General features: G+C 59.0%; 18 protein-coding genes. 5 read left to right on the top strand and 13 right to left on the bottom strand.

Going from position 1 to position 18,364, the window contains the following annotated elements; genetic code table 11:
* Positions 1 to 48: 48 nt before the first annotated feature.
* The 9 genes from K1Y02_05580 to K1Y02_05540 form a co-directional block, all read right to left on the bottom strand.
* Positions 49 to 1,308: a hemolysin family protein gene (locus K1Y02_05580; GenBank protein MBX7255811.1), complete on the bottom strand. Its 1,260-nt coding sequence runs from the start codon at positions 1,306 to 1,308 to the stop codon at positions 49 to 51.
* Positions 1,305 to 2,753 (bottom strand): hemolysin family protein, encoded by a 1,449-nt coding sequence (locus K1Y02_05575; GenBank protein ID MBX7255810.1) that lies wholly within the window; start codon positions 2,751 to 2,753, stop codon positions 1,305 to 1,307. The genes K1Y02_05580 and K1Y02_05575 overlap by 4 nt, the downstream gene beginning before the upstream one ends.
* 37 nt (positions 2,754 to 2,790) lie before the next feature.
* The gene (gene ybeY, locus K1Y02_05570) at positions 2,791 to 3,312 is read right to left on the bottom strand and encodes an rRNA maturation RNase YbeY (protein MBX7255809.1); all 522 of its coding nucleotides are present in this window, start codon (positions 3,310 to 3,312) and stop codon (positions 2,791 to 2,793) included.
* A complete protein-coding gene (locus K1Y02_05565; GenBank protein ID MBX7255808.1) occupies positions 3,312 to 5,786 on the bottom strand; it encodes an HDIG domain-containing protein in 2,475 nt (824 codons plus the stop codon). The genes ybeY and K1Y02_05565 overlap by 1 nt, the downstream gene beginning before the upstream one ends.
* A complete protein-coding gene (locus K1Y02_05560) occupies positions 5,783 to 6,790 on the bottom strand; it encodes a PhoH family protein (GenBank protein MBX7255807.1) in 1,008 nt (335 codons plus the stop codon). Before K1Y02_05560 ends, K1Y02_05565 begins: the two co-directional genes overlap by 4 nt.
* A complete protein-coding gene (locus K1Y02_05555) occupies positions 6,787 to 7,113 on the bottom strand; it encodes a septum formation initiator family protein (protein ID MBX7255806.1) in 327 nt (108 codons plus the stop codon). Before K1Y02_05555 ends, K1Y02_05560 begins: the two co-directional genes overlap by 4 nt.
* A gap of 28 nt (positions 7,114 to 7,141) precedes the next feature.
* A complete protein-coding gene (gene eno, locus K1Y02_05550) occupies positions 7,142 to 8,449 on the bottom strand; it encodes a phosphopyruvate hydratase (protein ID MBX7255805.1) in 1,308 nt (435 codons plus the stop codon).
* Between the two features lie 77 nt (positions 8,450 to 8,526).
* A complete protein-coding gene (locus tag K1Y02_05545) occupies positions 8,527 to 9,324 on the bottom strand; it encodes a hypothetical protein (GenBank protein MBX7255804.1) in 798 nt (265 codons plus the stop codon).
* Positions 9,325 to 9,528: 204 nt separating this feature from the next.
* Positions 9,529 to 10,509, bottom strand: a complete 981-nt coding sequence (locus K1Y02_05540) for a peptidylprolyl isomerase (protein ID MBX7255803.1) — start codon at positions 10,507 to 10,509, stop codon at positions 9,529 to 9,531.
* Positions 10,510 to 10,935: 426 nt separating this feature from the next.
* On the opposite strand from K1Y02_05540, the gene rplJ reads away from it, so the two are divergent.
* From rplJ to K1Y02_05525, 3 genes are all read left to right on the top strand, one after another.
* The gene (gene rplJ / locus K1Y02_05535; GenBank protein ID MBX7255802.1) at positions 10,936 to 11,460 is read left to right on the top strand and encodes a 50S ribosomal protein L10; all 525 of its coding nucleotides are present in this window, start codon (positions 10,936 to 10,938) and stop codon (positions 11,458 to 11,460) included.
* A 94-nt stretch (positions 11,461 to 11,554) separates the two neighbouring features.
* Positions 11,555 to 11,956 carry a 50S ribosomal protein L7/L12 gene (gene rplL / locus K1Y02_05530; protein MBX7255801.1) on the top strand — a complete coding sequence of 134 codons (402 nt, stop codon included), beginning with the start codon at positions 11,555 to 11,557 and terminating at the stop codon, positions 11,954 to 11,956.
* 132 nt (positions 11,957 to 12,088) lie between these two features.
* Positions 12,089 to 13,723, top strand: coding sequence for a GAF domain-containing protein (locus K1Y02_05525; protein ID MBX7255800.1), 1,635 nt, complete (start codon positions 12,089 to 12,091; stop codon positions 13,721 to 13,723).
* A 49-nt stretch (positions 13,724 to 13,772) separates the two neighbouring features.
* Here K1Y02_05525 and K1Y02_05520 read toward each other — a convergent pair whose 3' ends face one another.
* Complete coding sequence (locus tag K1Y02_05520; protein ID MBX7255799.1) at positions 13,773 to 14,348, bottom strand: hypothetical protein; 576 nt, start codon at positions 14,346 to 14,348, stop codon at positions 13,773 to 13,775.
* A 99-nt stretch (positions 14,349 to 14,447) separates the two neighbouring features.
* On the opposite strand from K1Y02_05520, the gene K1Y02_05515 reads away from it, so the two are divergent.
* Positions 14,448 to 15,041 carry a hypothetical protein gene (locus K1Y02_05515; protein ID MBX7255798.1) on the top strand — a complete coding sequence of 198 codons (594 nt, stop codon included), beginning with the start codon at positions 14,448 to 14,450 and terminating at the stop codon, positions 15,039 to 15,041.
* A gap of 15 nt (positions 15,042 to 15,056) precedes the next feature.
* On the opposite strand, the gene lepB is transcribed toward K1Y02_05515, so the two are convergent.
* From lepB to K1Y02_05500, 3 genes are all read right to left on the bottom strand, one after another.
* A complete protein-coding gene (gene lepB, locus K1Y02_05510) occupies positions 15,057 to 15,632 on the bottom strand; it encodes a signal peptidase I (GenBank protein MBX7255797.1) in 576 nt (191 codons plus the stop codon).
* Between the two features lie 59 nt (positions 15,633 to 15,691).
* Positions 15,692 to 16,624, bottom strand: a complete 933-nt coding sequence (locus tag K1Y02_05505; GenBank protein ID MBX7255796.1) for a hypothetical protein — start codon at positions 16,622 to 16,624, stop codon at positions 15,692 to 15,694.
* A 147-nt stretch (positions 16,625 to 16,771) separates the two neighbouring features.
* The gene (locus K1Y02_05500) at positions 16,772 to 17,698 is read right to left on the bottom strand and encodes a GNAT family N-acetyltransferase (protein MBX7255795.1); all 927 of its coding nucleotides are present in this window, start codon (positions 17,696 to 17,698) and stop codon (positions 16,772 to 16,774) included.
* 130 nt (positions 17,699 to 17,828) lie between these two features.
* Between K1Y02_05500 and K1Y02_05495 the strand changes: the two genes are divergently transcribed.
* Positions 17,829 to 18,364 (top strand): class I SAM-dependent methyltransferase (locus K1Y02_05495; protein ID MBX7255794.1); only part of this gene is annotated, 536 nt, incomplete at its 3' end.

Below are 18,364 nucleotides of genomic sequence, written 5' to 3'. Positions count from 1 at the left end.
TGGAGTCCCCGTGGTTGTGCCGCGCGGAATTCAGCGGCGATACATCGATTACTTGTTCGCGGAAGCCCCTGTGCCGGGTTCAGGCAGCAGTTCCAGCCTGATCTTGGCAATACAATTGCCCCCGGCGTCAAGTACCGTGATTCGGAACCTGCCGTGCGTGATAACCTCTCCCTGCAAGGGTATCCGCCCGGCCACATGCATGACCCAACCGCCGACCGTCTCCACTTCGTCGTCTTCGATGGCGACTCCCACAGCCTCGGAGGCATCTTCGAGGTACGTTCGCGCGTCGATCACGTAGGCGTTTTGTCCCACCTGATGGATTTGGCTTTCTTCACGGTCATGCTCGTCCATGATGTCGCCGAAGATCTCTTCCAGAATGTCTTCAATGGTGACCAGCCCGTCCGTGCCGCCGTATTCGTCCGTCACGATCGCAAGATGCTGCTTCGTTTTCCGCAGCTCCTGGAGCAGATCGTCGACCTTCATGGAATCGGGCACATGCTTCACTTCGTGGATAAACCGTGTGATGTCCGGATTATCGGGCGTCGTGTCCAACAACACTTCGTGAGCGCTCACCACGCCGATGACCTCGTCGATCGATTCGCGGTAGATCGGAATGCGCGTGCGGCCCGATTCCACGAGGAGATCCACCAGTTCTTGCCGCGTGGCCGTGTCGGGCAGCGCCTGAATATCGATGCGCGGCACCATGATCTCCTTGGCCTGCGTCGCCTGAAGATTGATCACGGAATGAATCATGCGGCGCTCTTCCGGCTCGATGGTTCCGTGATCGGCGCTCTCATCGACCAGCACGCGCACATCGTCGCGCGTGGCCATCAGGGGGCTGATGTGCTGCTCACGCGCGCCCGCCGTGCGGAACAGGGCGCGGGTCAGCCACGACACCGGCGCGGCCAGCGGCGACAGGAGCACGTACGCAAGTTCAACCGCCGGGAGCAGCGCCAGCGACAACCGGTTGGGGTGCATGCGAAACACGCTCTTGGGCACGATTTCGCCGAATAGCAGAAGCAGCGGCGTGACAATGAGCATCGCGCCCAATTCGCCGAGCGGACTCCTGCTGATGGCGAGTGTCGCGGCGACGGTCCCAATGTTCGTTCCGATCAGCAACATGGTCAGCATCTGATCGGGATGCGAGTGGTATCGCAGGAGCCGCGCCGCGCGTTTCTGGTGTTCCTCTTCCGCCAAGAAGCGCAGTCGGATCGGATTCACCGATACAAAGCCTGTTTCGTATCCGGCAAACATGGCCGTAAAGATCACGGCGACAAACAAGATGGCGAATGCGGTAATGGGCGTCATGTCGCACCCGCCTCGGAGCCTGCGGTGGGCTCCGTTTCCTGCGGGTCTCGTTTGGAGATGTACGCGCGCACGCTGGATACGCGCTTCCCGTCGCAGGCTTCGACAGTGAATCGGACGCCTTCGTAGTCGATTTCGTCGCCGGATTCCAGGATCTTCTCGCTCTTGGCCATTAGAAAGCCGCCGAGCGTCTCGTGTTCATCGTCTTGAAGGTCCACGCCAAGCAACTCGCTCAACTCGTCCAGCGGCATGCCGCCTTCGATTTGATACTCCGACTCGCCAAGCTTCAAGTAACCCGGCTCTTCCTGCTCGTCTTCGTCCATGATCTCGCCGACGACCTGCTCGACGGCGTCTTCGAGCGTGACAATGCCCGCGGTTCCGCCGTATTCGTCGACCACGACGGCCAAGTGCGCGCGGTGGCGTTGCGCGTCCGCAACGAATTGCTGCACCGTCATCATCGCAGGCACAAAATGAACCGGTTTGATGAGTCCTTTGATAGTCCGCTGCAACTCGCCGCGCGCAATGCAGGGGATGAGGTCTTTCGCGAGCAACACGCCAACCACGGTATCGAGGCTATCCCTATACACGGGCATGCGTGAATACTCGTGTTGGCGGACTGTATCGAGCGCCTCGGCCACGGTGGTGTCTTCGGACAGTGAAATGACATCGGGGCGCGGCACGAGGATTTCGCGCAATTGCGCGTCGCTGAATTCGAGAATGCCTTCGATCATCTGCCGCTCGTCGTCTTCGATGACGCCCTGGGCTTCCCCGTCGGTGAGCACCGTCCGCAATTCGTCGTCGGTGATAAACGGCGCGGCGTGCAATTGCCGGAATCGCGTGAGTCGAAACAGCGCCTCGGTCATCCACAGCAGACTGTCGCGAATGGGCGCAAGCGCTCGATCCGCGGCAAGCAGGGGGAACACCGCCACGCGAGCGATTCGCTCGCTCATACGCACCGCGAATACCTTCGGAGAGATTTCGCCGAAGAACACGAGCACGGACGTGCATAGCGCCACCGCAAGCACGTACGCGCCAGCCTCGGGCAGCGTGGGGAAGTAGTAGCTAAGAAGATCCTGAACATGCGACCCCAGAAAGATACCGATGAGCACATTGACGATTGTGTTGCCCACAAGAATAGTCGTCAGCAGGCGGCCCGGATGGTCCATGGTTTTAGCGACAAGCGCGCCGCCCACGCTACCTTCTTCGCGCATGCTGCGCAGGCGAATCTTGTGGATCGAGAAGAACGCCGTTTCCGATCCCGAGAAGAACGCCGAGCAACACAGCAGCACAAACACTACAAGCAAGATCTGCGGCGGAAAGATCTCTGTCCACGACTGCGCGGGCTCGGTCATTGCCGCAGGATCGATGGTGGCGCCGTCGAGCGGAGGCGTTCCGTATGCGGAGAACATCCCAATCCCTACCAGAAATGCCGCGCCGAGGAACGCCACCTGGGCGCTCCGGGAACCCGCCCGGCGCGGCGGTCGCTTAGCGTCGTCCAAGTTTCTTCGTTCCTCGCTTGCGCGGCGAATCGGCGCCGTGGCCATGATGTTGAATCCAAACACTCTCGAGAGGGAGACGGAGATACTCCGCCTGCTTCATGGCCATGACTTGGCGCTGCTTTTCGTCGGGGTGGTCATAGCCCAAGAGATGCAGCAATCCATGGCAAAACAGAAGCCGCACTTCCTGGCGGATGGCCTTGGGATTCGGAGAACGCGCCAGCACGGTGTCCAGCGAGATCACGATGTCCCCAAGAAGACGGGGCTCAGTCTCGTCCTTGGACGTCGAGGCTTCCTCTTGAGGAAACGACAACACGTCCGTGGGCTCGTCTTCGTTGCGGTATTTTAGATTCAATTCGCGAATCTGGTCGTCGTTGCACAGCCAAAGACTAATCTCGACGTTGTCGGTGATCCGCTCTCCCGCGCACACGCGCCGGGCAAGCACTCGCAGGTCTTCTTTTGCGTAGGTGTTCGGATGGGGCGTTGTGTTTCGGACGGCTAGGCTCAACATTACTTGTCCTGTCCTCCCGAGAGTGCAATCACGTTTGTGGCTTCCGGTTTAGGAGTCTGGTCGGGATAGGTAATACGACGGTGCTGCGAGGTCATTATACGCCTTGTCAGCACTTCGGCGATCGTGTCCAAGTCTTTCAGGGTCAGGTCCGATTCGTCAAACTGCCGGTCGGAAGCCCGGTTGGAGATGATGCGGTCGATCAGCTCGCGGATGCGCTCCTCATTGGGATTCTTCAGCGTACGTACCGCCGATTCCACCGCGTCGCATATCATGAGAATCGCGGTTTCGCGGCTGCGCGGACGCGGCCCCGGATACCGGAAGTCCGCTTCGATAACGCCGCCGTGCTTCTGCTGCGCCACCGCCTCCTGATAGAAGAAGCTGATGAGGCACGTGCCGTGATGCTCGTAGATCGCGTCGATCAACGGTTTCGGCAGCCGCAGGCTGCGCGCCATTTCTGCGCCCTCTGACACATGCGAAGCGATTGCGCGCGCGCTCAATCGCGGCGAGAGGCCGTCATGCACGTTGGCGCCGGTCTGGTTCTCGACAAAATACTCGGGCCGGCGCAGTTTGCCGATGTCGTGGTAATACGCGCACACGCGCGCGAGCAATCCATTCGCGCCGATGGCATCCGCGGCCGCCTCCGCCAACTGCCCAAGCATCAGGGAATGCGCGTAGGTCGCGGGGACTTCCATCGCCAACCGGCTGAGGATGTGGTTGTTAAGGTCGGAGTATTCGAGCAACTGAATGTCGGTGGTAATCCCAAAAAGCCGTTCCAGCGGCGACAGGAGCCCCGGCACAATGAACAAACAGACCAAGCCGTTCAGCGCGATGGCAAGCAAGCCTCGGAAGGTCGCTTCGCTAAAGAGCGAATCCTGCGCGAGTGCAATGCCAACCATCGCGAGTATGCCCACGATGGTTGCTTTGACGGCGGCGCTGCCCATATCGCTGCGGCGGCGCACCACCGTAATGCTCAGAATCCCCGTAAACGACATCGTGCACAGGATGACCATGGCCCGCCAATTGTTGTCGAATTGAATCGAAACCAGCATGGCGATCAGAAGACTGACGAGTCCCGCTAGCCGGGCATTCGTCAGAATCGCGAGCAGAATGGCCGCTGCCATCGCGGGCACAAGAAATCCGCTGTCGTCAAAGTAGGCGATCACGCGCCCAATCAAGATCGTTGCGCATAACACCAGAAGCACCAGCATGAAATCGCGCAGCGGCATCTTTCGTTTAGGCGCCAGAATCGGCAATGCCCGCTCCAGACCGCCCAAGATGATGCCAACGAGAATCATGTGCCCAAGGAACGTACCCAAAACGTTGGCCGTCTGCTTGTCGAAGCGGGACTTCTCCGCCAAGTACGTTTGCACGTCCAGCCGCGTTTGAGGCGTCCACTTCACACCGAGACGAATGATCTCTTCGCCCGGCACGAACTCCTTCATAACGGGTTCAACCGAAATACGGGCCGTTTCGCGGCGCACGCGTGTTTCTTCGTCATCAAACCGTAACGTGTCCGCCAGGCAAAGTTGGGCCACTTCTTCGGCGGCATCTTGAATCGACACCCGATCGGCGGCGGCATCTCCTGCAACCGACTGAAGTCCCTCGTCGGCCTTGGCAATGCGTTCCTTCAACGTGTCACGCGCCTCGCCAAGCTTCAGCGCCTGATTCAGGGGAATCTCTTCTTCTTCGAACTGCCCCGCAAGCGGACGCTCGCGCAGCACCAGAATCTGGCGATCCGACGTTTTGGACGAAAATCCGCTTCCGGTCTCACCGGGTTTGAGTATCCCGTACGACAGCACATATTCGAGACCGCTCTTTGCGATGCGCGTCAGTTGATCGAGATTGGCAAACTCCATCGGCGTCGGGCGGCTATTGCCTTCATCTCCCTTCGCGGAAATCACGGAGCGAACCCATTCGGGCTTGGGCATCAGCCACGTTGCCAACAGGTTTGCGTCGCCAATGGCGCTCAAGGACTGCGAAGAAGCGATGAGACTCTCGGCATGCGCCTTGACCACGCGCGAGAGCGTCGCGTTCAGGGCTTGCTCACGTACGCCCGGCTTAAGCTGATCGCGCAGCTCCGCCTCAAGTCCTTCGCGCTGCGCTTTAAGTTCCGAAACCATCGCGTCGAACCGTTCCAACTGAGATCGCACCGCTTCGTCGTTAACGCGAAAAACATCCGGAACCTTGCTTGCCGCCGCTTCCCTGGCCTCGCGCGTACTCGCCGTGTCTTCGCTCTGGAAACCGATCTCCGCGATGATGGTTTCGTCGGCGGGAATTCCGTCCTTGTCGGGCACGCGGATTTCCGAAGTGGTGGTCAGGCGTTTCGTCACGCCCAGCAACAGCACGATAAACGCCAGCGCCAACGCGCCCCGCTTCAATTGGCGTTCGCGATACGTCAGCGATTGCTGCGACTGCCCGCGGTACGTTCCACCGCTGAGCCGTTGCCTCTTTCGTAGATACTTCCCGAATATCATTGCCGCCCACCGCGTTCCAGGACGCTGTGATGGTGCTGCGTCTCCGAATCGGTTTGTGCGCCCGCCGCTTCGTAGGCGTCGATAATTCCCTGCACCAACGGATGCCGCACCACGTCGGCGCGATCCAGCCGCACAATGGCAATGCCCGGCGTGTGCTTCAGAATGCGGTTCGCCTCCACAAGGCCCGAAGTCGTGCCTTTGGGCAAGTCGACTTGCGTGATGTCCCCCGTGACCACGGCTCGCGAACCTTCGCCAAGCCGTGTGAGAAACATCTTCATCTGCTCGGAAGTCGTGTTCTGCGCTTCGTCGAGAATGGCAAACGCGTGGTCCAACGTGCGGCCGCGCATAAAAGCCAGAGGCGCCACTTCAATCGCCTCGCGTTCAATCAACCGGCGGGCACGCTCGACATCCACCATCGAATACAGCGCGTCGTACAAGGGTCGTAGATACGGATTGACCTTTTGCTGCAAGTCTCCCGGCAGAAATCCAAGGCTTTCCCCCGCTTCGACCGCGGGACGCGTCAAGATAAGCCGGTTCACTTCTTTGTTGAGCAAGGCGCTGATCGCCGCCGCCATCGCCAGGTACGTCTTCCCCGTACCCGCCGGACCGATCGCCAGGGTGACGCCGTGGTTCCGGATGGCCTCAAGGTAACGGACTTGGCCCCGAGTTCGCGGTTTAATCGCGATCTCGGTGCGCAAGAGAGGACGGGGCGAACCCCCGAGCAAATCGCTCAGGGGTGCGCCCCGGTTCGTTCGTGCTTCGTTCAAGGCATAACTCACGTCGGCCACGGTTGGCGTGTGCCCGCGCCGTACGGCAACAAGCATTTCGCTCAGCATGGACCCAACCATGGCCGCATCAGGGTCTTCGCCCATCACAACGACCTTAGCGCCGCGATCGACGATCCGAACAGGGGTTTCCTGTTGGATGCGCTTCCGGAGTTCTCCGTTGCGCCCAAGAAGCTTTATTGCTTCTTCTTGGCTATTCAGAATGATCTCGTGTGTCAGGGTTCGGTAACGACTCCCTGTTGTGCGCTGCCGTCCGGCTCCAACTCCACGCGGAAGATCTTCTCTCCCGGGCGGACGAGCTTTCTATCGCGGCGGAGATCCGCCTCGACCTCGACCGGGTCATTGTTGTCCAGGCCATCGACACGCTCCTGCAGTCGTTGCTCTTCCTGCTTCAACGTCTCAAGCTGGTCCTGGACCGTCTGCACATACTTCTCGTTTTCGAGATAGTATTCGTACTTGCCGCGAAGATCACGGTGCCATACGTATGCAGCCGTCAACCCGATGGTGACGAGCAGCGCGATTACGTACCCTTTACCCATCATCCTTCAAGCCAATCTGTAATGGGGCTGGTTACTTCGCCCCGGCCTTGGGCTTCATTATATTGTAAAACGCCTGCATACCCAAGAATTCTGCCTGGCCACCCAACTCTTCTTCGATACGAAGCAGTTGGTTGTACTTGGCGATACGGTCGCTGCGCGACGCGGAACCGGTCTTGATCTGGCCGGCGTTCGTCGCCACCACCAAGTCGGCGATCGTCGAATCTTCGGTTTCACCGCTGCGGTGGGAAATAACCGCCGTGTAACCTGCCCGCTGGGCCATCTCGACAGCTTCCAACGTCTCGGTTAACGTACCGATTTGATTGACCTTAACGAGGATCGAGTTGGCGATGCCCTCGCGGATACCGCGCGCCAGGTACTCGGTGTTGGTGACAAATAAGTCGTCGCCCACCAACTGCGTCTTCGTGCCCAGCTTGTCGGTCAACAACTTCCAGCCGGCCCAATCGCCTTCGGACATACCATCTTCAATGGAGATAATGGGATACGCGGCTGCAAGCCCGGCCAGGAAGTCGGCCATTTCCGCGGAACTCCGTTCCGGCTTCTTCTCGGCGCTCAAAATGTACTTCTTGCCCTTGTAAAATTCGCTGGCCGCGCAGTCCAACGCCAGGAAAATGTCTTTGCCCGCCTTATACCCGGCGTTCTTGATGGCCTTCAAGATGACTTCGACAGCTTCGACATTCGACTTCAGGTTCGGTGCGAAACCGCCTTCGTCGCCGACCGCCGTGTTCAGACCCTGGCTCTTCAACACCGCCTTCAACGCGTGGAAGACTTCCGTTCCCATGCGAAGCGCTTCTTTGAACGACTTCGCACCGGCGGGCATGACCATGAATTCCTGGATGTCGACGTTATTGTCCGCGTGGGCGCCGCCATTCAGGATGTTCATCATCGGGACCGGCAGGACGTGGGCGTTTGCGCCGCCAACATAACGGTACAGCGGGACTTCCAATGCGGTCGCGGCAGCCTTCGCAACTGCCATCGACACGCCGAGGATAGCATTTGCGCCGAGCTTCCCCTTGTTCGATGTACCGTCGAGCGAGCAGAGGGTCTTGTCGATCTCGCGCTGATTCAACGCGTCCATCCCCATCAATTCCTGGGAAATGACCTCGTTGACGTTGTCAACCGCTTTCAACACGCCTTTGCCGAGGTAACGCTTGGCGTTCTTATCGCGCAATTCGATGGCTTCGTTTTCACCCGTCGAAGCGCCCGAGGGGACAGCCGCGCGGCCCATTACGCCGCTGGACAGGTATACATCAACTTCTACTGTGGGGTTGCCGCGCGAATCCAAAATCTCGCGCCCAACGATTCCGGTTATTCTCGTCATGGGTACCTTTCTCCTTCCATTCCTGTCCGTACAGCCTGCCCGTTCGGGCGGCCTCCGGCTTCAGCTTCCGTATAAATCTAACCCTTCCAAGGGAATAGAGCGTCTCGAACTCCCCGATTCAGATAATCGTCCTGACTGTCATCCGGCGCGATGGTCTTCGTGGGCCCCTCCGCGCTGTCCGGCGTCGCATACTTACGAGCCAGGAGCTCGTAGGCCGACGACATCAGCACCATCACCACCGACCCGTACAAAAAGAACAAGAACGGCGGCAACAGCAAGGCAATGACCCCAAGAGCGCACACCTGCAACCCTAAGCCTATAGATAGAAATGGGTTAGCAAGGACGAGCAGTATCGACAGTTTAAGTGTGGCCACCACCCCCGCCCGCTTCTGCGCCAGCGCGGGAAATGCATACAGTCCCGTGAGCAGCACGAGAAGCACTCCCCACAAGGCCAACGCGCTAAGGGCGTACCCCACAATCGGGGCTACCTCATTCAACTTTGATGCGTAGAACCATACGCTTGTCGTCAAGCATGTAAGCGCAATCGCGAGTATTCCCCCGACGCCAATTGCGCGACGCCAATAAAGCCGGATTCCTGCGAACAGATCCCCTAGCGACCCGTCTTTGCGCTCGATGAGCTGTTTCGCCATGTGAGCCACCCCCACCGCCATCACCGGAAAACCGGCCAATGCGGTGAGTAGCGCACCGGGTACCCCCAAGAACAACTGAACGGCAGGGTTCCCCGAAAGTATGCAACTTGCGGCAATACTACCTGGAACCAGCACGATCAACGCCCACAGCAGATTGGCTGCCAGGAGCTTTCCGGTATGGTCATACACAACCCAGAAAGCCATCTTGAGGGCGCGACCCAACATACATGCACTATCCCGGATTTCTCACGACCCACGCCGCGAAGCCCACGGCGTGAGCGTTCGCAAGCTCTACTGCAAAGTCCACGGCGGCTCTCCGCGCACAGACTGTCCGCGAGAAATCCTCATGGCGTATCTTCAATGCTATGCGTAAATGCGTGCTGCACCGGCGCTTAACCGCGCCGCTGCGACACGCCGTCCACAGGAGGATCAGATAAACACCTGGATGCTGCTCCGGCGCTTCAGATCCTCGATCCATTTCTTGTAGTGGACGCCCGCGGCCGCGGTCCGAAGTATCGGCTCGATGTCCTTACGGACTTCCGCGAGCGGCGCAAGGCCCGCTTCTTCGCGCTTATCGACCATCAGCAAGTGAAAACCGCCATCCGTCTCGACGATTTCACTAAGCTGACCGGGCTTCAACCCGAATACCGTGTCCTCCAATTGGTGCACCAAATCGCCCCGCTCGACCCATCCAATGAGACCGCCGTCTTCCGAGCCCGGCGCCTTGGAATACTGATTGGCGAGCTCCTCGAAATCCGAACCGGCGTCGATCTCGCTGCGCAACTCTTCCAGGTGCGCTTTGACCTTCGCGCGCGTTTCCGGTTCCGAATTCGCGGGGAGGAAAATCTGATATGCGTGCACACGCTCGGGGTGCTTAAACTCGTCCATGTGATCTTGGTAATACTGCGCGACCTCGGACTCCGTCACGGTGACGGACGTGTCGAACTCTTTCGTCTTGCGGATTGCCATCGTACGCGCAAGCATTTGCTTGCGGAGCCTGTTGCGCAGATCGCTCAGCGTCTCGCCGGTCGACTGCAATTCCTTCATGAACTCTTCATTCGTGCTGAAGAGCTTCTTGTACTCGTCCAGCCGCTTCTCGACAATGTCCTCTTCCACTTTAAGACCGATATTCTGCGCCTCGCGCAGCAACACCTTGTTCTCAATGGCTTGATCCAAGGTTGCTTTAATCTTCTTCTGCAATGCGGCATCGAATTCCGCATCGCTGGTCGCGCCGCGGCGAATCTCATTCAACTGCGGACCGATTTCCGCCATGATATCGCTCAGCAGAATCGCTTCCTTGTCGACCGTTGCCACCACCTGGTCCACGGTAGTTGCGCGCTGCGCATACCCGGCAAATGCGGGCACAAACACCAACAGCCCCAACAAAACAGCCGCTCGCAGTGTAGTCATCGTAGATTCGATCCTCGCTATGCGGTAACGAACAGCACGGAATCCCAGCAGTCGAATTGGGAGCATCCAAGCCGCGCCGGGCTACCTGATTTTCTCGGTTTTACAGTCTATGCGCTAACCCGAGAAGCATACCATAGCGCGGAAAACTGCGCAAACCATCGATGCACACCTCCGATACACGGCTGAATTCGCCACGCGCCCCACCTCCCACGACGAGAGTTTGATCGTGCCGCCCGCCATTTGCTACGATATCCCCGACCGCACGGGAAACCGTGTAATCGTTGGTTGAAGACAGCCGGTGGCCTTTAGGCCTTAAAATTGCCTGCCGAGACCGCGGTACGGAACCATTTTTTGGAGAATCCTATCCCGCACTGTCTTCGGACCGTGCGGGTTTTTTATTTCGCTTTGGAAAGGAGGTGACTGCAAGTGCCAAAGCAAGAAAAGATTGATGCCGTATCCGAACTCAAGGAGCGCATCGAAGCCCATCAGGTCGTCGTGATGACGAAATACATCGGAATCAAGGCCGGCCAGGTGTCGTTGCTACGCAAGAAGCTTCGCGATTCGAATGTCCAGATGAAAGTCTACAAGAACACGCTGGCCAAGCGCGTTCTCGACGAACTGAATCTGTCCGACGCCGCGAAGTTCATGGATGGCCCGACCGCATGGACGTTCTCGAACGATCCCGCCGCGCCGCCCAAGGTTCTCAAGGAGTTCAACAAGGACGTCCCGGTCGTCTCCATGACGGGAGGTATCCTGGACGGCAAGGTGCTGGGTCCCGCGCAACTGGAAGCGCTGGCGAGCCTGCCGTCGCGCGAAGTGCTTATCGGCCAGGTCGTCGGAACGATCGCCGCGCCGTTGCGCAACTTCGTCGGCGTGCTCAGTGCCATGCCGCGTAATCTGGTCAACGTGCTCGACCAGATCAAGAAACAGAAGGAAGGCGCCGCCGCGTAGACGGCTGCGGGCGAGGCGGGCCACAGGGGCTCGCGCCGCTGCTTAAACGAATGAATACGGGCTGTGTGCCCGATACGTGTAGGAGTTTCAATCCATGGCCACGAAGACAGAAGAAATCATCGAGAAAATCTCCGAGTTGTCGGTGTTGGAGTTGAGCGAGCTGATCAAGGCGCTCGAAGACAAGTTCGGCGTGACGGCTGCCGCCCCCATGATGATGGGCGCCATGATGCCGATGGCTGGCGCTGGCGGCGGCGAAGCGGCCGCGGACGAAGGCCCGAGCTCGTACGACGCGATCCTCGCGGAAGTCGGCGGCAACAAGATCCAGGTCATCAAGGAAGTCCGCGCCATCACCGGTTTGGGCCTCAAGGAAGCCAAGGACCTCGTCGACGGCGCTCCGAAGCCCATCAAGGAAGACATCTCCGAAGACGAAGCGAAAGACATCAAGGGGAAGATCGAAGCGGCCGGCGCGAAGGTCGAGATCAAGGGCCACGCCTAGTCCTCGTTTTGTCGATTCAGATCAAACGCGGCGAGTGTTTCGGCACTCGCCGCGTTTCTTGTTTCCGTGGCGCGTTGATCGCCTCCCCGCCGCATCGTATTATCACGCAAAACCCGGTGTGGAGTTCCTGGCATGCCTAGGCTTCTGGTCGATCCTCAACAGCCCGGCGCGCAGCAGTATACCGTGCCTATTACCGCTGCCATTACGCATTTGGGGCGCGCCGAAGACAATACCGTCTCGCTGGCGATCGAAGGCGTCTCCCGGCATCACGCGAAAATCCTCCGGCGGGGCGACCAAGTTGTCGTCATGGATCTCAATAGCCTGAACGGCACCTACGTCAACAATCAGCGCATTGTCGAGCGCGTACTCAGCGATCGCGATGAAATCCGTCTCGGCGGCAATTGCCTGCTCGTCTACCTTGCTGACGACCCCGGCCAGGCTCCCAAACCGGATTCCTCTTCGCCATCGTCTCTGGTTCAGGATCTGGCCAAGATTCGCGACGAGATGGATCGCGTTAGCAGCACACTCACCATGATTGGCAAGCAGGCAACCAGCGGGCAGCCCCAGGCGCAGGCCGTCGCACAGGAAACCGCCAAGCAAGACGTTCTGACCATGAGCCGCGCCTTCCGCAGGCTTTCCGCGCTCTATCAGGCCAGCAAACTGCTCGCTTCGGACTTCGACATCTCGAAGCGGTTGTCCGCCGTTCTCGATACGGCCATGGAAGTCACGGGCGCGGACCGGGGCTTTCTGATGGTGCGAGAAGAAGCCACGGGCGCACTTCGCGTCAGCGTTGCCCGCGAGATGGGGCAGGATATGCGCGCGGGATCTCCGAGTATGAGCATTGCGGGCCGCGCCGCGATGTCGGGTGAACCCGTGCTGATGACCAGCGACGACCAACAATACAGCGGGAGCGAAAGCATCATCCGCCAGCAGATTCGCAGCGCGATGTGCGTGCCGCTGCGCATCGAAGATCGACTCCTTGGCTCAATCTACGTCGACACGCGCAGCACAACCCATACGTTTAACCAGGAAGACCTGGAATTGTTCGCGTCGGTTGCCGCGCAGGCCGCGTTCGCCATCGACAATGTGCGTCTCTATCAGCGCATGGTGGAAACGGAGAAGAAGCGCGCAAATCTCGGACGCTTCTTGTCGCCGTCAATTGTCGAAGAGATCATGCGCAAGGAAGGCGCGCTCGAGCTTGGCGGCACCAAGCGCGTGGTCACGGCGTTCTTCTGCGATATTCGAGGCTTCACACCCATCGCGGAACGGCTGCCCGCATCGACCTTGGTCGACATGCTCAACGAGCACTTCACCGCGATGACGCAGATCATCTTTTCGATGCAGGGTACGCTCGACAAGTACATCGGCGACGAGATCATGGCGGTGTTCGGCTCGCCGCTCAACCGGGACGACGACGCCTTGCGCGCGGTGACCGCCGCGGTGACGATGCAAATCCGCAACCATGAGATGAACACGAAGCGCCAGCAAGCGGGCCTGCCTCCCTTTGAGCTGGGCATCGGGGTTGCCACAGGCGAGGTCATCGCGGGACTGGTGGGATCGCCCGATCGCATGGAGTTCACCGTTGTCGGCGATCGGGTCAATACTGCGCGGCGGCTGTGTTCGCTGGCTGAACCCGGACAGGTTGTGGTTGCGGATACGACCTATGAGCTCATCAAAGACCACGTGAAAGCGCGTGCCATCGGCACCGTCCTTCTCAAGGGCAAGGAAGAACCCGTACACGCCTACGAGGTGGAAGCGATTCAATAGTGAAGCCGCCCGCAGCACGCGCGGCCTGACGCCCGAACTCGACCTCCGCTCAGCCTCGGCCTGACGCGCCCAGTATCATGAACTTGACCACCGCGCCGATGAGCAGGACCACACCAGCCGCCAGCGCGATGTGCCCTCCCCACAGCTTCAGGAAACCCGGGCTCGGTGCAGGTTCGGTCAAGACTACAGGCTCCGACTCCGTTGACTCCGTGATTTCGGTAGGCTTTGATCGCTTGAGACGTTCTTCTGCCATTTGGGTAGCGCGTTTGGCGAGTTCAAATTCGTGCGCGTTTACCCATATCTCGCCGGAGGAAGTCTGAACTTTGACGTTTCCCGCTCTGGCTTGTGCTTGTTCCTGAAGCTGCTTCCACTCGTCATCGCTTACTTCGAATCGGTCGGCGATTTCGCTTTCCTGATAGGAACCTGGAGGCAGCGTGGCATTGGAATCCGGACTGACCATTTTGAAGTAGTAAACTTTTCCCTTGGGCGTGGACGCCTCGGACTTGTAGTATCCATACACGGGCTCGGCGGAACTCTTGAGTTCAAGCCGGTATATGATGTTTTCCTTGAAATCGAGACCTGCGCCCAGGATAGCGCATGCGGCTAAAATAAGTATTGGTTTCATAGTCTCAGTATAGAAAGCGCGTCGCGTTCTGACAAGTGGAGTCCGTACGCCCGGTGCGATGCCAGAAGCGCGACAGAATAAGGATTGAAATCAGCCTCTATGGAAGTCTCCGTGATCATCGGGATTGCAGGCACGGTTGTGGTGCTGGCTTTAACGCTCCGCGCGTGGATGCGCAGCAAGGAAGGGTCGACGCGGGGCGGTGGTCCGACGAGCTCGTTTGAGATGGAGTGCAACACGTGCCACCGCCACTTGGTCATTCACCCGCATCAGCTTGTCACCTTGTCGGGACCTGAAATGGCCCTTTGCGTCCGAGTCAAGCCCGAACTGAGAGGCCGAAAGATGGCTGAATTCGTTTGTCCCTATTGCGAAGCCTCGCACGCGTTCCTCATGGACCGCCGTCCGCCGGAGTGGATTGGGGCAAACTTGTATTCGCCGCAAGTGAAGACGTCTACCTGCATGGAGTGCAGCAAACCGCTGCGCAAGGCTCCGTGGCCGCCGATGTTGTACGATGGCCGCTTAAACGAGGCCCCCGAATTGCATGCGGATTTGGGGCTGGTCTGCTCACGGTGCCAAGCGGTAGTCTGTGTCGCGTGCGTAAAGAATGCCACACGCAATCGCACCAAGGACGGTTCGCTTGTGTGTCCGAGGTGCCACCGGACTCCGGTCAACCGCGTGTTTCATCCCGAGTTGTAGTGTGAGAAATCCGGACTATTCTCCGTCCACATTCACCAGCGGATAGGATTCCACTTTCCCGGCCCTGCTGAATGGCAAGTAGATATAGCGGACCTTTCCGATAACCGATGAGATGGGCACCGTCCGCTTGTAATTCTTGCCATCGGGACCCTTGTTGCCATATTCGTCGCTCACGGTGACTTCGCCCGTGTCGGGATCGATCAACCAGCGGCTGCTGTCTTCGCTCTCGTTACGGTTGTCTCCCAGTACGAGGATCTCGTTCTCCGGAACGGTGACCGGCACAAGAACGTAATTGACGGGTTCAAACAGGTACGGCTCCGATGCGTACTTGCCATTAATGGAGAGATACCCGTTGTCCTCCGAAATCGTGTCGCCCGGCAATCCCACGAGCCGTTTGACGAGATAGGCCCCTTTCTGGGTCGGGTCGCGAAGCACGATGATGTCGCCACGGTGGTAGTACTCTTCGGGAGTGGCAAACAGGTAGTCTCCCGGCAGCAGCGTGGGCTCCATCGACCTGGAAGGCACTTTAAAAGGTACCGCACCCATAATTCCGAACACGTATATGGGCACCAGCGACCCGATGATTACCACGGAGTAGAACGCCACACGTCCGCGGGGGAGATTTCCTATAAACTGTGGTAGTTCCATCTTTACTGAGCCAGTTTCGCTTCCACTTCACGCTTGAGTTTCTTGGCAACGTCGCTAGTCGGCTCGAGCTTCAATGCTTCATCCAGGCAAATCATGGCCTGTTCGTATTCGGGTTGCCGGATACGCACACGCGCCTCGTTGAGCCACGTGTAGAAGACCTGATCGGTGCGCCTGGCCTTGGCGCGCGCTTGTTCCCACGCTTTTGCCGCATCGTTCCAATTGGGCTCCACTTCAAATCGATCCGCCGCGAAAAAGTTCACGGCATAGTCTTCCAGCAACTCGTAGTCATCCGGCTTCAACTCCGCCGCCCTGCGCGATAGTTTCATCGCCTCGAAGAAGACCTTTTTCTTGTCCCACTTGAGTTCTTTCTGCACCTCGGGCCAATTGATCAGGTACGTCTGCGCGAGATTGTACTTGTAGTCGGGGTTGTCCGGATCGAGGTCTACGGCTTTCCGCTGATATTCCAGCCCAAGCGCGATGTCGCCGCGATGGCAGTAGTGGATACCCAGGTTGTTGTAGGGAAGACTCAGTTTGGAGTCCTCGGCGATGGCGATCTTCCAAGCCTTGATCGCCCCCATCTGGTCGCCTTTGCAGTCGTACAGGAACTCTCCATAGTAGTTTTGGGCGCGCGCGTTGTGGGGATAGTGGCCAAGCAACACATTGTACGCCTTCTCGATGAGCTCGAAGCGTTGCTGCCTCTGCTTCATCCGGTCGCTCGCATCTTCCTTCTCTCCCTGGCCCGCGAGACTCTCCGCGATGTCCACATCCCAGTCGGCCATCGCTTGCTGCAAAACGTGATACTGGCGCACCCCGGTAACCATAGCGTCTTCACTGGACGCAAACTGGTTGAGATACTCCAACTCGGCGGGGAAAGGAGACTCCGCGCACACAACCGCCGCGCAGAAGACAAAACCTATCGCAAAGACTCTGAGCATTCGTGCATCGCCTTTCGGGGTTGACTTCCATCGCTCATTTGCATGCGTGGCTCTTCCGCTTAAACCGCGCGTCTACGCCCAAGTAGAGTGCCGTGAGTACGGGGTGAAAATCCAGTAGGCCCGTCAAGCCCACGAATTGCGCGTTGCCTAACGCCACCACGCGTAGGCCGTCACTGGCCGCAACTTCTTGAAACCCAGCCGCTCATACAGACGACGCGCGGGATTGTCCTCGGTAACGCCAAGGGCAAGACGTTCGTAGGACGCTTCGCGGAAGCACTGCGCCACTTCGCATAACAAGGTGCGCCCGAAACCTCTTCCCTGAAATTCCGGCGCCACGGCAACCTGAAGGATGAACCCGACCTGGGGAGCCGCTTCGCATCCAAACAAAACGCCCGCCATCCGTCCCCCGCGGCGTATGCATCGAATAAACCCTGGGCGCGTGCGCCCGAAGCCCCCCGATGTGGCGCTCGCAATAAACGCCATCGCGGCCTCCATGTTCCTCACTTCCGAATGGAGCAACTGTCCTGGGTGATCCCGGTACGCATCCAACACGACTCCCGCCGCCTCTTCCCAGTCCTTTTCGGCCAAGGGATGGCTGGTGCGGAGACTGTCGACGGCCAAAGCCCCGGCCGTCAGCGGCGCAATCATGATCATGCGGTCGACACGCAGAAATCCAAGGCGGGCATAGGTGTCGTCCAATGTCAGCGAACAAAGTGGCACGGCCTCGGCAACGATCCCCGACAGTCCGGCATCCCGAAAACGGTTGACCGCCCATTCCGTGAGCTGCGATTCATGGCCTCTACCCGTGCACCGGCTCAGGACGTGGATAAAGGATATATGGGCGAGGTCATTGCGGATTACGCCGATGAGCAGGGCCTCGGCGCCTTCCTCTCCGATGGCTGCGTAGCCGGTCACCTGCGGGTGCGCAAGGGAGGCAGCAACCCCGGCCGGACCATTCTCAGCGTATGCCTCAGCGGCGGCGGGGCCGTACAACCCGGCGAGTCCCCCGGCAATCTCCACCACGAACTCATCGAAGTTCTTGGGGAGGTCTGTAATCCTCTCGATCCGCATCATACTGCTGGATAATAGCTTATCCGAGCGAGGGCCGTATAGTTGCAGGTCCGGTTCGTGCCGCGTATCGAGGGGGTTCCACGGTAGCTGTCGCCACTTGTGTTACCATATCCCGCGATTCAGGATTACTCCCTTGGAAAACCACAATCACGACGCATACCGCCGGTTCCATGAACGGCGACACCGCATGGTGCTGGAGCTACTCAACCGCCATGTCACGTCAAAGCAGCGCCGCTGCCTCGACATCGGCGGCGGGGGCGACGTGGCGGGTGCCGGACTTGTCATCCGCGAGCGCTTCGCCGAGGAACTGCACGCGGTGGATTTGGGTGACGACGTGGAGAAGGGAAAAGCGCGAGGTGTCGTGTCTGTCGCCTGCAACGTGGACAGCGAGCGCCTTCCGTACGATGACTCCTTCTTCGATTTGGTTTTATTCGCGTCCGTTATCGAGCACCTCTACAACCCCTTCTCGGTACTTCAAGAGATTGCCCGCGTGTTGCGTCCCGGGGGTACATTGCTGGTGGAAGCGCCCAACGCGGTCGCGATGGGCCGTCGCTTGGACGCGTTGTCGGGTCACAATCCGTTTAGATGGTTCAATCGCTACAACGCCGTCGAGAACAAGAGCCTGATGGTGTACTGCTCAGTCTTCTACACGCCGGAAGAGGTTGAAGA

The sequence above is a fragment of the Candidatus Hydrogenedentota bacterium genome, assembly GCA_019695095.1.
GTDB lineage: Bacteria > Hydrogenedentota > Hydrogenedentia > Hydrogenedentales > SLHB01 > JAIBAQ01.
This window is presented reverse-complemented; position numbering and strand designations above follow the sequence as displayed.

Bases quoted from the DNA above. Each gene is read 5' to 3' on its own strand.
- K1Y02_05525 (MBX7255800.1), top strand. From the start codon at position 12,089: ATGCCTAGGCTTCTGGTCGATCCTCAACAGCCCGGCGCGCAGCAGTAT.
- rplL (MBX7255801.1), top strand. From the start codon at position 11,555: ATGGCCACGAAGACAGAAGAAATCATCGAGAAAATCTCCGAGTTGTCG.
- K1Y02_05540 (MBX7255803.1), bottom strand. From the start codon at position 10,509: ATGACTACACTGCGAGCGGCTGTTTTGTTGGGGCTGTTGGTGTTTGTG.
- K1Y02_05505 (MBX7255796.1), bottom strand. From the start codon at position 16,624: ATGCTCAGAGTCTTTGCGATAGGTTTTGTCTTCTGCGCGGCGGTTGTG.
- eno (MBX7255805.1), bottom strand. From the start codon at position 8,449: ATGACGAGAATAACCGGAATCGTTGGGCGCGAGATTTTGGATTCGCGC.
- K1Y02_05580 (MBX7255811.1), bottom strand. From the start codon at position 1,308: ATGACGCCCATTACCGCATTCGCCATCTTGTTTGTCGCCGTGATCTTT.
- ybeY (MBX7255809.1), bottom strand. From the start codon at position 3,312: ATGTTGAGCCTAGCCGTCCGAAACACAACGCCCCATCCGAACACCTAC.
- K1Y02_05545 (MBX7255804.1), bottom strand. From the start codon at position 9,324: ATGTTGGGTCGCGCCCTCAAGATGGCTTTCTGGGTTGTGTATGACCAT.
- K1Y02_05520 (MBX7255799.1), bottom strand. From the start codon at position 14,348: ATGAAACCAATACTTATTTTAGCCGCATGCGCTATCCTGGGCGCAGGT.
- K1Y02_05500 (MBX7255795.1), bottom strand. From the start codon at position 17,698: ATGATGCGGATCGAGAGGATTACAGACCTCCCCAAGAACTTCGATGAG.
- K1Y02_05565 (MBX7255808.1), bottom strand. From the start codon at position 5,786: ATGATATTCGGGAAGTATCTACGAAAGAGGCAACGGCTCAGCGGTGGA.
- K1Y02_05515 (MBX7255798.1), top strand. From the start codon at position 14,448: ATGGAAGTCTCCGTGATCATCGGGATTGCAGGCACGGTTGTGGTGCTG.
- K1Y02_05555 (MBX7255806.1), bottom strand. From the start codon at position 7,113: ATGATGGGTAAAGGGTACGTAATCGCGCTGCTCGTCACCATCGGGTTG.